Raw genomic sequence first — 15,423 nt, forward strand, 5'->3', positions numbered from 1 at the left:
GCTGTTGCGCCACAAAGCTTTTCGTTGCCATAGCGATGTCCGTCACAAGGTGCGGCGGCGCCCCCGAAACCGATCAGAGCCCCGGACCTCCGATGGTCCAGGGCTCTGATCGAACTCGGGTCGAGGGGCTCAGATGATCGCGGTGCCGATCGTCGGAGCGATCATGCATGAGACGTTCTTGCCCTTGATCTTCGTCGTCACGGTTCCGTAGATCGTCGACACGATCCGGCCGCGGCCGGTGTTGGCGATGCCGGTGAACGTGCCGGGGCCATTGGTGGCGTTGATCTTCGGATTGGGCAGCAGCGCCTGCTGTCCGGTGCGGCCGTTGTCGATGTTGAGCCAGGTGACGAAGAGCTTCTGTGCCGACTTCACCGCGGGCCCGGTGCCGAGGCTGGTGTAGACGTAGCCGGCCTGGCCGCGCTTCGGGCCGGGTGCCGGTGCGGCCTGCGGTCCGGCCGTCACCAGGGCCATGCCGACCGAATTGCCGCCGCCGGGCATGCAGCCGAAGCCCAGGGTCGGATACAGGAACTGCTGGATCCGCGGCTTGCCGGGGCCGGTGGGGATGTCGGGCGCGTCGCTCTTCTTCTTCTCGGCCGCGGGGGTCGCCTCGAGCGACAGGGTCTTCGCGGCCTCCTTGGCCCCGGGCTCGCCCAGGAAATCAATCAGCGAGCGCCAGACGTCCTGCGCCTCGGCGGGTACGGCCGGGTTGTCGGCCAGCTTGCGGACCTGGGCCAGGAGCTCGGTGTTGACCTTGCCGTCGGAGTCGCGGGTGGCGGCGGAGCCGATCAGGGCCGGAGTCAGTGCCCCGAGGGATTCGAGGACCTTGGGCTCCACGGTGGGCGCGTGAGCGGCGTCCGGGATCGGAAGCTCCTGCTGCGCGGCCGGAGCGTCCTTCGCGGGCTCGGCCGATGCGGTCGACGGGACGAGCAGAGCGGGGGCGATGACTGCTGCCGCAGCGACGGCTGCGGCGGTGCGGCGGGAGCGCGCGAGTCGCACGGCTGAATCCTCTTCGGTCGACGAACAGTTGTCTAGTGAGGCGAGTGTAGCCACAATCCCATGAAACTACTGAGACGTGTGTGAAAATTGTTACACAAGAGGTTGGAGGGGTTTTGGCTGCGGATGCCCTCCGAATGCGGATACGCACCGTCAACTGGTTAGATTCGCCTCAGGTGACCAACAACTGGCCCGCAGGCGAAATCTGTGGGCTTCTCTATCGAGGGGACGTGGGTTAGCAGATGGCCTTCTTCGGCAACGCGCGCTTCGGCAGCGCGCGGCGCAACCGCGCCGTCGTGGCGGCGGCACTGGCAGCCGTGCTGGTGGCGACGTCGGCGTGTACCTCCGGATCGGGTGGTGCCGACGAGGTGACGTTGTTGACGCACGACTCGTTCGAACTGCCGCAGAACCTGATCGACCGGTTCGAGAAGCAGACCGGTACCGAACTCAAGATCGTGCGTTCGGGCGATGCCGGGCAGCTCTCCTCAGTGGTGTCGCTGACCCCGGGATCGCCCAAGGGCGACGCCGTGTTCGGTATCGACAACACCTTCGCGGCCCGGCCGATCGAAGCCAAGGCGCTCGACCCCTACACCTCGCCCGCCGCGGTCGACGGCTCGGCGAAGTACGACATTCAGGGCGCGCCCGGGCAACTCACCGCCGTCGACCGGGGAGACGTGTGCCTGAACGTCGACGATGCCTGGTTCGACAAGCACGGCATCGAGGCGCCCACGTCTCTCGAGCAGCTCACGCAGCCCCGGTACCGGGACATGGCGGCTCTCCTCGACCCGTCGACGTCGTCGCCAGGGATGGGCTTCCTGCTCACCACGATCGGGCGGTTCAAGGGCGGAGTGGACGACTACTGGCGCGGCTTGGTCGACAACGGCGCCCAGATCGTCTCCGGGTGGGAAGTGGCCTACAACCAGTTGTTCAGCGCCGGCGCCGGGCACGGCGACAAGCCGATCGTGGTGTCGTACGCGTCGAGTCCGGCCGCCACGCCGGGTACCAGCGCACTGCTGAACGCGTGCTTCGCGCAGGTGGAGTACATCGGCGTCCTGCGCGGTGCGGCGAACACCGCGGGTGCGCGCAAGCTCGTGGACTTCATGCTGACCCCGGAGGTGCAGGCCGCGCTGCCCACGGCCATGTACGTCTATCCGGTGCAGAAAGACATCCCGCTGCCCGCCGACTGGCGGCAGCGTGCGCCGATGCCCGCGTGGACCGTCACGATGTCGCCGGAGTACATCGACGCACACCGTGAACAGTGGCTGAACGAGTGGCGCGCCACGGTCAAGCGCTGACCGTGTCCGCGCCGGCGCGCCGGACCCCGGCGCCGATTCGCCGCACGTCGACGGCCGCTCGGGTCGCGACGGTCGTGCCCGCGGCGTTCATCGTGGTCATGTTCGTATGGCCGCTGGTCACCCTGGCCCGGCGGGCGGTGGCCGATGACGACGGTGCGGGCTTCTGGCAGTTGATCGACCGTACGGCTGGCTGGCATCTGCTGGCGGTCACCCTCGCCCAGGCGGCGGCGTCGGCGGTCCTGACAGTGCTGATCGCGGCGCCGATCGTGTGGCTCGTGGCCACCGTGGACCTGCCGGGCACGGCGATCCTCCGGGTGATCGTGACGGTCCCGTTCGTCCTGCCGACGGTGGTGGTGGGGGTGGCCTTCCGGGCGCTGCTGACCGGGCCGCTCGGCTTCCTCGGCGTCACCGACGGGTGGGCGGCGATCCTGCCCGCCCACATCTTCCTCAACGTGGCGGTCGTCGTCCGTGTCGTCAGCGCCGCCTGGCAGCAGATCGACCCGAGGACCGTCGAGGCCGCGCGAACCCTGGGCGCGACCGCGCCGCGGGCCTTCTGGGACGTGGTGGTTCCGCGGATCGCGCCCGCGCTGGCCTCGGCCGCGGCGCTGGTCTTCCTGTTCTGCTCCACCAGCTTCGGCGTCGTGGTGGTCCTCGGCGGCGGCACCGCCCGGACACTGGAGACGGAGATCTACCAGCAGGCGATCGGGTACTTCCGCATCCCGGAGGCGGTGGCGCTCTCCCTCCTGCAGATCGTGGTGGTCGCCTGCGCGCTGCTGCTGACCCGAGCGGTCGGCGGATCGTCCACCGTCGGCGCCGGTACGGCTCCGGCCGCAGGCCACCGGCGACGGCCCCGCGGGATCCGCCTGCCGGCGGCCCTCCTCGCACTCGCGTGGACCGCCCTGTGGCTTCTGCTGCCCCTGGCGGCGCTGGTGCTCTCGTCGCTGCGCCCCGCGGGTGCCTGGACCCTCGACGGCTACCGCGGCCTAACCGATGGGTCCTACGGCGACTCGGCGTTGTCGGCGATGCGCTACTCCGTCACGAGCGCCGGGGGAGCGACCCTGTTGGCGGTGGTGGGCGGGCTGCTGATCGCGGTCCCGGTGACCCGCGGAGGGGGCCTGCCCGCCCGCTTCACGGCGCTGCTGGCCGTACTGCCGCTCGGTGTGAGCGCGGTGACCCTCGGATTCGGCTATCTGCTGGTGATCGGCACCCTGCCCGTTCAGGTGGTGCAGTCGCCGCTGGTGATCCCCGCCGTGCAGGCGCTGCTGGCGGTGCCGGTGGTGGCGGGGATCATGATTCCCGCGCTCTCCCAGGTGCCTGAACGGCTCCGCGACGCCGCGCGCACGCTCGGAGCACGGCCGTGGCGGGTGCTCCTGTCGGTGGATCTGCGTCTCACGGCGCGGTCGCTGTGCGCCGCGGCCGGTTTCGCCTTCGTGATGGCGATCGGCGAGTTCGGTGCCACCACCTTCCTCGCCCGCGCCGACACCACCACCCTGCCGGTGCTCATCGGATCGCTCATGAGCCGCCCCGGAACCGCGAACCTCGCCACGGCGATGGCCGCATCGGTGCTGCTGGTGGCGGTCAGTGCCGCGGTGATCGCGGCGATAGAGGCCATCGTCGGGACGCGCTCACGCACGGACGGAGAGGGATAGATGCTGACCGTGGAGGGAGCGACCGTCCGGTACGGGCGATTCGAGGCGCTGGCCGGTGTGCAGTGGTCCGTGGGCACCGGAGAGTCCACGGTGACCGCTCTCCTCGGTCCCTCGGGCTGCGGCAAGTCGACGTTGCTGCGCGCGGTGGCCGGCCTCGAACCGCTGGCAGCCGGATCGATCTGCTGGGACGGTGTCGATCTGGCGACGACGGCACCGCATCGCCGCGACTTCGGCGTCGTCTTTCAGGACGGTCAACTGTTCCCCGGCCGTACGGTGGCGCAGAACATCGCCTACGGTCTCGCTCGGCGCCATGTCCGCGGCCGCGCCGCGGCCGATCGGGTCGCGGAGATGCTGAGGCTGGTGCAACTCGACGGATTCGGCGATCGGCCGGTGTCGGCGCTCTCCGGCGGTCAGGCGCAGCGGGTGGCGCTGGCGCGGGCGCTGGCCCCGCGACCGCGGCTGCTGCTGCTCGACGAGCCGCTGGCCGCGCTCGACTCGCAACTCCGCGAATCCCTCGCCGAAGCGATCGGCGACATCGTGCGCCGCGCGGGCACACCGACGGTCCTCGTGACACACGACCACCGCGAGGCGGCGCTGGTGGCCGACACCGTGTCGGTGATGCGCGACGGCGACATCGTCCAGACCGACACGGCGTCGCGGCTGTGGCGCCGGCCGGTGGACGAAGAGACCGCGCGGTTCCTCGGCGCCCGGGCCAGCGTCCCGGGCACCGTCCGGGACGGTGTTCTGACGACCGCGCTCGGCGACGCGAGGCTGACCGGCAGCGCGGACTTCGGCGAACTGCGAGACGGCCCCTGCACGGTGGCTCTGCGTCCGGAGGCCGTCAGCGTCCGACCGGATCCGGAGGGCGATGCGGTGGTGGAGCATGCGGCCGCGCTGGTCGCCGGATGGCGCGTCCGCATCCGGATGGGCGACGAGGTCTTCGAGTGCGTCGGCGATCGGCCGGTGCGCCCGGGAGCGCGGGTACGGCCGACCCTGGAGCCCGGCGCGGTGGCGGTGATCGGACGATGACCGGCGATGTCCTGGTGGTCGCGGGCGCGGTCCTCCACCGATCGCGGGTGCTCCTGGCGCAGCGTGACTATCCGGCCGAGGTGGCCGGTCTCTGGGAGCTGCCGGGCGGCAAGGTGGAATCGGGCGAGACGCCCACGCAGGCGCTCATTCGTGAACTGTGTGAGGAACTCGACGTTCGGGTTTCTGTCGGGGCGCCGCTGGCCGACGTCGTGACACCGCGCGAGGGGCTGAAGTTGGTCGCGCACCGTGCCCGGATCGTCTCCGGGACACCGCGCGCGGTGGAGCATCGCGCCATCGCGTGGGTCGACGCGCAGCGGCTGGCGGAGCTGGACCGCAATAGTCAGATCGTGCCCAATGACATCGGCTGGATCCGGGAACTCACCGCAGAACTGCAGGTCAGGCCGCTCTAGCCTTCTTGAGTGCCTTGTTGGCCTGCTTCTTCGACAGGTGATCGCAGTCGATCTTCTTCATCCGATGGATGACGACCGGGCAACGGAGGCAGCGCGTCGATTTCTTGCAGCACTTCTTCTTCGGCTTGAGCTGCGCCACCTTCGCCGGCGAGGTCTTTCCCATAGCAAGACTTTAGCGCAGCCTAACCATATTCACGCAAGCTCTCGTCGCGACCTCGGCTGAGGTTGCCGTACCCTTAACGGGTTGATCTGGCGCGGCCGAACAGGAGTCGCTCCGCAGATCGAGTGACCGGCTCCGCCATCGGCCGCCGGATACCGCACCTGAACAGATACGAAAGAGACCTTAGTGAGCGCAGTCACCAACTTCCGCAACGTCGCGATCGTGGCGCACGTCGACCACGGCAAGACCACACTGGTCGACGCGATGCTGCGTCAGTCCGGAGTGTTCGGCGAACGTGCCGAACTGGTGGACCGCGTCATGGACTCCGGCGACCTGGAGCGCGAGAAGGGCATCACCATTCTCGCCAAGAACACCGCCGTGCACCGTCGTCAGCCCGACGGCAGCGAGTACGTCATCAACGTCATCGACACCCCCGGTCACGCCGACTTCGGCGGCGAGGTGGAACGCGCGCTCTCGATGGTCGACGGCGTGGTGCTGCTGGTGGACGCCTCCGAGGGGCCGCTGCCGCAGACGCGTTTCGTCCTGCGCAAGGCGCTCGCGGCGTCGCTGCCGGTGATCCTGGTGGTCAACAAGACCGACCGACCCGACGCCCGGATCGGTGAGATCGTCAGCGAATCGCAGGACCTGCTCCTCGACCTCGCCTCCGACCTCGACGACGAGGCCGCTGAGGCCGCGGAGCTGGCGCTGGACCTGCCGGTGCTGTTCGCATCGGGCCGCGCGGGTGTGGCGAGCACCGACATGCCGGAGAACGGCACCGTTCCGGCGGGAGACAACCTCGACCCGCTGTTCGACGTCCTGATCAACAACGTCCCGGCGCCGAAGGGCGACCAGGACGCTCCGCTGCAGGCGCATGTCACCAACCTCGACGCATCGCCGTTCCTCGGTCGTCTCGGCCTGGTCCGCATCCACAACGGCACCCTCCGCAAGGGTCAGCAGGTGGCCTGGATGCGTGAGGTCGACGGCGAGCAGGTCGTCGAGCGCGCCAAGATCACCGAGCTGCTGGTGACTCTCGGCGTCGACCGCGCACCGGCCGAGGAAGCCGTGGCCGGCGACATCGTCGCCGTCGCGGGCATGTCGGAGATCATGATCGGCGACACTCTCGCCGACCCCGAGAACCCGGTCGCACTGCCGCGCATCACCGTCGACGAGCCCGCCATCTCGGCGATCGTCGGCACCAACACCTCGCCGCTCGCCGGCCGCGTCAAGGGGCACAAGCTGACCGCCCGCATGGTCAAGGACCGCCTCGACTCGGAGCTGATCGGCAACGTCTCGCTGCGCGTGCAGGACATCGGCCGCCCCGACGCCTGGGAGGTCCAGGGCCGTGGTGAGCTGGCGCTCGCGATCCTCGTCGAGCAGATGCGCCGTGAGGGCTTCGAGCTGACCGTCGGCAAGCCGCAGGTGGTCACCCGCAAGGTCGACGGCAAGACATACGAGCCCTTCGAGCACCTCACGATCGACGTCCCCGAGGAGTACCTCGGCGCGGTTACGCAGCTGCTCGCCGCACGCAAGGGCCGGATGGACCAGATGAACAACCACGGCAGCGGCTGGGTCCGCATGGAGTTCGTGGTCCCGTCTCGCGGTCTGATCGGGTTCCGCACCGACTTCCTGACCGAGACCCGCGGCACCGGCATCGCCAATGCCGTCTTCCACGAGTACGCGCCGTGGGCCGGCGAGATCCGCGCCCGCCACACGGGTTCGCTGGTCTCCGACCGTGCGGGCACCGTGACCCCGTTCGCGATGATTCAGCTCGCCGACCGCGGCACCTTCTTCGTCGATCCCGGCGACGACACCTACGAGGGCCACGTCGTGGGAATCAACCCGCGACTGGAGGATCTCGACATCAACGTCACCCGTGAGAAGAAGCTCACCAACATGCGGCAGTCGTCGGCCGATGTCATGGAGACCCTGGCCAAGCCGATGCAGCTCGACCTCGAAGGCGCCATGGAGTTCTGTGCGGCCGACGAGTGCGTCGAGGTGACGCCCGAGGTGTGCCGGGTGCGTAAGGTCAACCTCGATGCGTCGACCCGCGCGCGTGAGCGTTCGCGTGCCAAGGCGCGCGACGCGAACGCCTGAGGGGCCTGACGCCGGACCGTCGACTGGAGGAGCGAGAGGGAGTGCGGATGAGGACCGTGCGGACGCGCATCACCGCGATCGCAGTGACGGGGCTGATCGGCCTCTCAGCGACCGCGTGCATGGCGGATCCGCCGCCGCCGGTGCGGGAGACGCTGCCGACGCACACTCCGAACGAGTACCCCGACGAACGCACCGTCACGGTCGCGACCGACAGCATCGGTTCGGGTTTCAATCCGCATCTCGGAGCCGACCAGGGAACGGTCACCACGGCGATCGCCGCGATGACCCTCCCGAGTCCGTTCGTTCCGGTGAACACCCAGGACGGCGTCCAGTGGCGGATGAACGACGCACTGCTGACCTCCGCCGAGGTCACCTCGTACGACCCGTTCACCGTCGAGTACAAGATCGTCAACGACGCCCAGTGGTCCGACGGGCTGCCGGTGACGGGCGACGACTTCCACTATCTGTGGGAGCAGATGTCCCGGCAGCCCAACGTGATCGGCCCGGCGGGCTACCGCGCTATCTCGGATGTGCAGACCTCCGGCGGCGGCAAAGTCGTCACCGTGACCTTCAACAACGCCTACCCCGCGTGGCGCGAGCTCTTCGACAACCTGCTGCCGAGCCACACGCTGCGGTCGGACCCGACCGGCTTCCAGGTCGGCATGGACAAGGGAAAGCCGGTCACGGCGGGCCCGTTCCAGATCTATTCGATCGACCGGGCCCGCGACGAGGTCCGGCTGATCCGCAACGACCGCTACTGGCGCAAGCCGCCGGAGGTGGACCAGGTGGTCCTCCGCAAGGCGGGCACGCCGCAGCAGATGGCGCAGACCATCCGCAACGGCGACTCCACTCTCGCGGCGCTGCCGAGCGGAGCGGCGTCGGCGGCCGAGCTGGGCGCCATCCCCGGGGTGGTCAGCAGCCGGCTGCCGACCACGAGGGCGCTCGCGGTGAATGCGAATTCGCGGTCGGAGACCATGCGCTCGCAGCAGGTGCGCAAGGCGGTCCTCGGGATGCTCGACGGACGGCTGATCACCGCCGCGGCGGCGGGGGAGACGGTGGTGACACCGTTCGCGAACACCGTGTACGCGCCGTCCGATCCCGGGTACACCCCGGCGGAGAGGCCACGGCCGACGCAGGATGAGGTCCTCGCCCTGCTCGCATCGGCCGGCTACCGACCGGGCGTGCCCACGCCGCGTCCGGCACCCGCCGATCCGTCGGCGTCGAGCACCGCGTCGCCGACCACCCCGGCTGCTCCCGCACCCGCCGACGTCCCGGGACTGCCCTACGGTGTCTCGCCGATTCAATCGAACGGAACCGACCTCGTGGTGCGGATCGGCGCCACCAACACCGACCAGCGCACGATGTCGGCGGCGGAGACGATGGCCGATCAGCTTCGGTCCCGGGGAGTGCGGGCCAGCGTGATCGGGATGTCGAACACCGAGCTGTACGGGCAGGCGCTCACGTCCGGCCGCGTCGATCTCGTCGTCGGATGGACCGGTGTCGGCGGCAGTCCGGCCACCGAGCTCGCCTCGCAGGTGGCCTGCCAGGCTCCGCCCAAGGGCACCGAGGCCGGTGCGCACACGGTGGAGCCCGAGCACGATCAAGCGGCCGACGAGACGGTGCTGCCGACGGTGCCCTCCGGTGCGCCGAGCAGTACTGCGAAGCCGGAGGCCAACGTCTCCGCCGACGAGAGCTACACCGGGAACATCTCCGGGCTGTGCGATCCGACGTTGATCGCGCTGGCCGACGCCGCGATGAGCTCCGAGGACCCGGCACCTCAGCTTCAGGAGGCCGAGGGGCTGCTCGCCGATCAGGCGGTGTACCTGCCGATCTTCCAGGACACGATGTTCTCCGCCGTCACCGACCGCATCTCGGGCGTCTCGCTGGACGGCCCGATGCAACTCGGTGTCTTCGGCGGAGCCGACGGATGGGTGATTCAGTGACCGAACGGGCTCGTCTGCTGCTGCTGCACGCACATCCGGACGACGAGACCATCATGACCGGGGGAGTGATCGCGACGTATCTGGCGCGCGGCGTCGACGTCCGGGTGCTCACCTTCACCCTCGGCGAGGAGGGCGAGGTGATCGGTTCGCAGTGGGCCCAACTGGTCGCTGACGGCGGCGCCGATCAGCTCGGCGGCTACCGGATCGGCGAGTTGCGAGCAGCACTGGCCGAACTCACCCCGCCCGGCGTCGTGGCGCCCGCACCGCGGTTCCTCGGCGGCGCGGGGCGCTGGCGCGACTCCGGCATGGCCGGGACGCCCTCCGCGGAGCATCCGCGGGCGCTGTTCCAGGCCTCCCTCGACGAACTCGCCGGCCAGCTGGCCGACGAACTAGTCGCGTTCGCACCGCAGGTGATCGTCACGTACGACGCCGCGGGGACGTACGGGCACCCCGACCACAAGCGGGTGCACGAGGTGGCCGCGGCCGCGATCCCCGTCGCGGAGTCGAGGCTGGGACGGCCGTTCAAGGTCTACGAGTCAGTGACGCAGCGGTCGGAGCTGGAACGCGGTCTGGCCGCCGTCAGCGAGGTCCCGGCCGGCTGGCGGATGCCCGAGCCCGGCGAATTGCCGAGCTACCCGGACGATCAGGTGACCGCCGCCGTCGACGTCCGCGAGGTGCTCCCGCGCAAGGTGCGTGCCCTCGCGGCTCATGCGACGCAGGTGAGTGTGGCGCGCTCGCGCACCGAGTACGCGCTCAGCAACAACATCGTGTCGCCGGTGCTGCCGACGGAGCACTTCATCCGCGTCGACGCGGGCCGAGTGGCTGGACGGATCGAGACCGACCTCTTCGAGGGAGTGGCGCTGTGACCATCGGAGATCGCCTGGAACTGGCCGTGCTCACGGTCAGCGGCTTCCTGCTCGGCATCCTCACCGCGGCCTTTCTGCTGATCCGGATCGGCGCCTGGCCCTTCCCGGTCACCGCGCTGATCGCCGGCGTCGCGAATGTGCTGATCCTTCGCCTCGCCGAGTCGTACACCAAGTCGGCGTGGCAGTACGCACCGCTGATCGCGTGGACCTTCGTCACCGCGATGGCGATGCTCCCGGTGTTCGGCAACGGCTCGTTGATCGGCGACTGGCGCCTGCTGCTGCTCCTGGCGTGCGGGCTGGCGGTGCCTGCCTTCTACGCCTCGACGTCGCGGGTCCGGAATCTATCCCAGTGCTGATCCGGCCCAGTCCTGATCCGCTCCGGAGCCGAGCCGGTGCCCCGTTGGACGGCGGCCGCCGGGGTCGTCGAATGCGACGTGGTTAACATCGGAGAAGTGACCACATCTTCCAGCGGATCCACGGGCGCCGGACAGACGCCCCCGGCGTCGGCCATGCGTCGTGCCCTGCGCCGCGCACGTGACGGCTCGGTGCTCAACGTCGATGAGGCCGCGGTCCTGCTGGCGGCCAGGGGCGCCGACCTCGACGCACTCTGCGAGGCGGCCGGCCGCGTGCGGGACGCGGGTCTGGACGCCGACGGCCGCAGCGGCCTGATCAGCTACTCGCGCAAGGTCTTCATCCCGGTGACGCACCTGTGCCGCGATCGCTGCCATTACTGCACCTTCGTCACCGTGCCGGGAAAGCTGGCCCGCGAGGGCCGCGGCGCCTACATGGAGATCGACGAGATCGTCGAGGTGGCGCGCCGCGGCGCCGAGCTCGGCTGCAAAGAGGCGCTGTTCACCCTCGGCGACCGGCCGGAGGATCGATGGCCGGAGGCCGCCGCCTGGCTGGACGAACGCGGTTACGACTCCACTCTCGACTACGTCCGCGCGGCGGCGATCCGGGTGCTCGAGGAGACCGGGCTGCTGCCTCATCTGAATCCCGGCGTGATGAGCTGGGAGGAGATCAACCGGCTCAAGCCGGTGGCGCCGTCGATGGGCATGATGCTCGAGACCACTGCGCGCCGACTGTTCACCGACAAGGGCGAATGCCACTACGGCAGCCCGGACAAGGATCCCGAGGTCCGGCTGCGGGTCCTGACCGACGCGGGCCGCCTCTCGGTCCCGTTCACCACCGGCATCCTGGTCGGGATCGGTGAGAACCTCACCGAGCGCGCCGAGTCGATCTTCGCGATCCGGAAATCGCACAAGGCATTCGGACACATCCAGGAAGTGATCGTCCAGAACTTCCGCGCCAAGGCCGATACGGCGATGCGCGGGGTACCGGACGCGGAGATGTCGGAGTTCCTGGCCGCCGTGGCCGTCGCCCGTCTCGTTCTCGGGCCGGGAATGCGGATTCAGGCGCCGCCCAACCTGGTGTCGGCCGACGAGTGCCGGGCACTCGTGGCCGCCGGTGTGGACGATTGGGGCGGCGTCTCGCCGCTCACCCCCGATCACGTGAATCCGGAGCGACCGTGGCCGAACTTGGACACCCTCGCCGAGATCACGGCGTCCACCGGATACCGGTTGGTGGAGCGGATCGCCGCGCAACCGAAGTACGTCAAGGCCTCGAACCCCTGGATCGATCCCCGGATCGGACGGCATGTCGCCGCCCTCGCGGATCCGGTCACCGGTCTCGCGGCCGATGTGAAACCGGTCGGGCTGCCGTGGCAGGAGCCGGACGACGACTGGGACTCGTCGGGTCGCATCGACCTCAACTCGGCGATCGACGTCGACGGCCGCAACACCGACACCCGCAGCGACATCGACAACGCGTTCGGCGACTGGGACACCATTCGCGAGCAGGTGCTGGCGCTGGGCGGAGGGACCGGGGCGCCCGAGCACTTGGCGTCCGACGTGGCGGCGGCGCTGCGCCGGGCCGAGAACGATCCTGCCGGACTGTCGGACGACGACTACCTCGCGCTCGCCGAAGCCGACGGTCCGGGACTCGACGCGCTGGCCGCCCTGGCCGACGCCATCCGCGCGGACGTGGTCGGAGACGACGTCACCTACGTCGTGAACCGGAACATCAACTTCACCAACATCTGCTACACCGGCTGCCGGTTCTGCGCCTTCGCCCAGCGTAAGGGCGACGCGGACGCCTTCACCCTCTCGACCGCAGAGGTGGCCGACCGCGCCTGGGAGGCGCACGTGGAGGGGGCCACCGAGATCTGCATGCAGGGTGGCATCGATCCGGAGCTGCCGGTCAGCGGGTATGCCGACCTGGTGCGCGCGATCAAGGACCGCGTGCCCGGGATGCACGTACACGCGTTCAGTCCCATGGAGATCGTCAACGGCGCCTCGCGCGGCGGCGAGTCGATCCGCGACTGGCTCTCGGCGCTCAAAGAGGCCGGTCTCGGCTCGATCCCCGGCACCGCGGCCGAGATCCTCGACGACGAGGTCCGCTGGGTGCTGACCAAGGGCAAGCTCCCGACCGCATCCTGGATCGAAGTGATCACCACCGCGCACGAACTCGGCATCCCGTCGAGTTCGACGATGATGTACGGCCACGTCGACTCTCCGCGCCACTGGGTCGGCCACCTCAACACCTTGCGCGGTATCCAGGACCGCACCGGCGGATTCACCGAGTTCGTCCCGCTGCCGTTCGTGCACCAGTCGTCGCCGCTGTATCTCGCGGGCGCGTCGCGTCCGGGGCCGACGCGGCGGGAGAACCGTGCGGTCCATGCCCTCGCGCGGCTGATGCTGCACGGCCGGATCGACCACGTGCAGACCAGTTGGGTCAAACTCGGTATCGAGGGGACCCGCGTGATGCTCCGCGGCGGTGCCGACGATCTCGGCGGCACGTTGATGGAGGAGACCATCTCGCGTATGGCGGGCAGCCAGCACGGTTCGGCGAAGACGGTCGCCGAACTCCACGAGATCGTCACCGCGATCGGTCGCCGCCCGCGGCAGCGGACGACGGAGTACGGACAGGTGTCCGCGCCGCTGCTGGGAGTCGGACTGGCCTGAGCCGTCCCCGGATCGTCAGCGACGCCCGAACAGTCGTGCCAGCAGTCCCGGCTCGTCCGGGTGGCCCGGACAGCGCTGAGATGCGGGCACACCGCGCATGACGCGGTCGACATGGCGGCCGCAGCCCTTCCACGTCGTCTTTCCGCAGGTCTTGCAGGTCGCGCGCTGGCACATGGTGATACTCCTGGGTTCGGTTCGGATGTGGTGGGTGTCTCGTGAGGCCGGTCAGGCGCTCTGGCTCGCCCGCAGGGTGAGCAGGCCGCCCGACAGGTTCGCGGACGGCAGGCCCGCGGCGCGCAGCACGCGGTACGCGAGATACGACCGCATGCCGCTGGCACAGAGCACCCTGATCGGCCGTCCGGCAGCGGTCGCACGGATCTCGTCGAGACGCTCTCGGACCTGCGTGTGCGGGATGCACAGTGCGCCCGGAACGGGATCCTCGGACTGCTCGTCGGCTCCGCGGACATCGAGCAGCAGGTGGCCCGGTTCGTCGATCTGGTCGGCGTACCACAGCTCCAGGGAGCCGTTCACGACGTTCTCGGCGATCATTCCCGCGAGGTTCACCGGATCCTTCGCCGAGCCGAAGGGCGGCGCGTACGCGAGGTCGAGGTCGATCAGGTCGGGACCGGTGAGCCGGGTGCGGATGGCGGTCGCGAGCACGTCGATGCGCTTGTCGACGCCGTCGGCACCCACCGCCTGAGCGCCCAGGATGAGGCCGTCGTCGGACCGGATGTGCATCAGCAGGTGAATCTGTTCGGCGCCGGGGAAGTAGCCGGCGTGGCTTCCCGGATGGAGGTGGACCGTGCGGTAGTCGATGCCCGACCGGTCGAGTGCCGCGCGATTGGCCCCTGTCATCGCGGCGGTGAGCCGGCCGACGCGGACGATCGCGGTGCCCACCGGCTGGGGAATCGCACGTGCTCGATCGGGGTCGAGGATGTGGTCGGCGACCAGGCGACCCGCACGGTTGGCGGGGCCGGCGAGGGCGACCGGCCGGCGCAGTCCGGTGACGGCGTCGGTGCTCACCGTCGCGTCGCCCACGGCCCAGATGCGGTCCAGATTGGTCCGGCCGTGCTCGTCGACGATGATCGCGCCGCGGTCGCAGGCCACTCCCGCGGTCTCGAAGACCTCGGTGTCGGGGCGGACGCCGACGGACAGCACCACGATGTCGGCGTCGAGCCGGGATCCGTCCGCGAGGACCACGGTGTCGGCCTCGTCGCCGTGTTCGATCGCGGTGGCGCCGATCCCCGCGTGCACGGTGACGCCCATCGCGCGGAGTTCGTCGTGCACCCCAGCGGCCAGTTCGCTCTCGAGCGGAGGAAGAACGTGTGATGCCAGTTCCACGACGTCCACGCGCAGCCCGCGCATCCGCAGGCCTTCGGCGGCTTCGAGTCCGATGAACCCGGCGCCGAGGACCACGGCGCGGGTGGCCCCGGACTCCACCTCGTCGCGCATCCGCGCGGCGTCGCCGACGGTACGCAGCGTTTGAACACGGGACGAGTCGAGACCCGGCAGCGGAGGCCGCAGGGCTTTCGCGCCGGGGGAGAGGATCAGCGCGTCGTAGTTCCAGACGGTGGTCGTGCCGTTGTGGCGAACCTGCACCGTCCGTTCCCGAGGGTCGAGGCCGATCACTTCGTGCCGGACGCGCACGTCGATGTCCAGGGCACTCTTCAGAGATTCGGGCGTCTGGACCAGGAGGGAGTCCTCGTCCTCGATCTCCCCGCTGACGTAGTACGGGAGGCCGCAGTTGGCGAACGACGGATGATCGCCGCGCTCGAAGACGACGATCTCGGCGTCCTCGTCGCGGCGCCGGGCCCGTGCCGCTGCGCTCATCCCTCCGGCGACGCCGCCGACGATCAGAATTCTCACCGTGCACTCCTTCGTGTCCTGGTACCCCCTGGGGTATGCGGACGATCATACCCCAGGGGGTATGTAATCGGCGGTGGCGACGGTCACGATGGGGC

13 protein-coding genes are annotated in these 15,423 nt (G+C 69.7%); 9 read left to right on the forward strand and 4 right to left on the reverse strand.

Annotated features, from left to right (window positions below):
• Positions 1 to 129 precede the first annotated feature (129 nt).
• Positions 130 to 996: an Rv1157c family protein gene (locus GSI01S_RS07135; protein ID WP_006895827.1), complete on the reverse strand. Its 867-nt coding sequence runs from the start codon at positions 994 to 996 to the stop codon at positions 130 to 132.
• Positions 997 to 1,235: 239 nt separating this feature from the next.
• Here GSI01S_RS07135 and GSI01S_RS07140 point away from each other — a divergent pair, with 239 nt between their 5' ends.
• Genes GSI01S_RS07140 through GSI01S_RS07155 form a run of 4 tightly spaced genes read left to right on the forward strand, consistent with a single transcriptional unit; the run spans position 1,236 to position 5,376 of the window.
• Positions 1,236 to 2,288: a thiamine ABC transporter substrate-binding protein gene (locus GSI01S_RS07140; protein WP_006895828.1), complete on the forward strand. Its 1,053-nt coding sequence runs from the start codon at positions 1,236 to 1,238 to the stop codon at positions 2,286 to 2,288.
• Between the two features lie 2 nt (positions 2,289 to 2,290).
• Positions 2,291 to 3,937, forward strand: coding sequence for an ABC transporter permease (locus GSI01S_RS07145; protein ID WP_006895829.1), 1,647 nt, complete (start codon positions 2,291 to 2,293; stop codon positions 3,935 to 3,937).
• Entirely contained in the window at positions 3,938 to 4,966 is a 1,029-nt protein-coding gene (locus GSI01S_RS07150) for an ABC transporter ATP-binding protein (RefSeq protein ID WP_006895831.1), read from the forward strand. It abuts the gene before it with no gap.
• The gene (locus tag GSI01S_RS07155; protein ID WP_006895833.1) at positions 4,963 to 5,376 is read left to right on the forward strand and encodes a (deoxy)nucleoside triphosphate pyrophosphohydrolase; all 414 of its coding nucleotides are present in this window, start codon (positions 4,963 to 4,965) and stop codon (positions 5,374 to 5,376) included. The genes GSI01S_RS07150 and GSI01S_RS07155 overlap by 4 nt, the downstream gene beginning before the upstream one ends.
• On the opposite strand, the gene GSI01S_RS20295 is transcribed toward GSI01S_RS07155, so the two are convergent.
• A complete protein-coding gene (locus tag GSI01S_RS20295; RefSeq protein ID WP_006895834.1) occupies positions 5,363 to 5,539 on the reverse strand; it encodes a hypothetical protein in 177 nt (58 codons plus the stop codon). The genes GSI01S_RS07155 and GSI01S_RS20295 overlap by 14 nt on opposite strands.
• Before the next feature lie 183 nt (positions 5,540 to 5,722).
• On the opposite strand from GSI01S_RS20295, the gene typA reads away from it, so the two are divergent.
• The 5 genes from typA to GSI01S_RS07180 all read left to right on the forward strand — a co-directional run bounded on the left by typA (position 5,723) and on the right by GSI01S_RS07180 (position 13,462).
• Entirely contained in the window at positions 5,723 to 7,630 is a 1,908-nt protein-coding gene (gene typA / locus GSI01S_RS07160; RefSeq protein WP_006895835.1) for a translational GTPase TypA, read from the forward strand.
• 47 nt (positions 7,631 to 7,677) lie between these two features.
• Entirely contained in the window at positions 7,678 to 9,573 is a 1,896-nt protein-coding gene (locus GSI01S_RS07165) for an ABC transporter family substrate-binding protein (protein ID WP_006895837.1), read from the forward strand.
• Complete coding sequence (gene mshB, locus GSI01S_RS07170) at positions 9,558 to 10,439, forward strand: N-acetyl-1-D-myo-inositol-2-amino-2-deoxy-alpha-D-glucopyranoside deacetylase (protein WP_039867155.1); 882 nt, start codon at positions 9,558 to 9,560, stop codon at positions 10,437 to 10,439. Before GSI01S_RS07165 ends, mshB begins: the two co-directional genes overlap by 16 nt.
• A complete protein-coding gene (locus tag GSI01S_RS07175) occupies positions 10,436 to 10,795 on the forward strand; it encodes a hypothetical protein (RefSeq protein ID WP_006895839.1) in 360 nt (119 codons plus the stop codon). Before mshB ends, GSI01S_RS07175 begins: the two co-directional genes overlap by 4 nt.
• A 96-nt stretch (positions 10,796 to 10,891) precedes the next feature.
• Positions 10,892 to 13,462, forward strand: a complete 2,571-nt coding sequence (locus GSI01S_RS07180) for a bifunctional FO biosynthesis protein CofGH (RefSeq protein WP_006895840.1) — start codon at positions 10,892 to 10,894, stop codon at positions 13,460 to 13,462.
• Positions 13,463 to 13,477: 15 nt separating this feature from the next.
• Here GSI01S_RS07180 and GSI01S_RS20300 read toward each other — a convergent pair whose 3' ends face one another.
• Together GSI01S_RS20300 and GSI01S_RS07185 are read right to left on the reverse strand one after the other, a co-directional pair.
• Positions 13,478 to 13,636, reverse strand: a complete 159-nt coding sequence (locus GSI01S_RS20300; RefSeq protein ID WP_085950744.1) for a DUF8730 family Cys-rich protein — start codon at positions 13,634 to 13,636, stop codon at positions 13,478 to 13,480.
• Positions 13,637 to 13,687: 51 nt separating this feature from the next.
• On the reverse strand, positions 13,688 to 15,328 hold the full coding sequence (locus GSI01S_RS07185) for an FAD-dependent oxidoreductase (RefSeq protein WP_006895841.1): 1,641 nt from the start codon (positions 15,326 to 15,328) through the stop codon (positions 13,688 to 13,690).
• Between the last annotated feature and the right edge of the window lie 95 nt (positions 15,329 to 15,423).

The sequence above is a fragment of the Gordonia sihwensis NBRC 108236 genome (assembly GCF_000333035.1).
Classification (GTDB): domain Bacteria; phylum Actinomycetota; class Actinomycetes; order Mycobacteriales; family Mycobacteriaceae; genus Gordonia; species Gordonia sihwensis.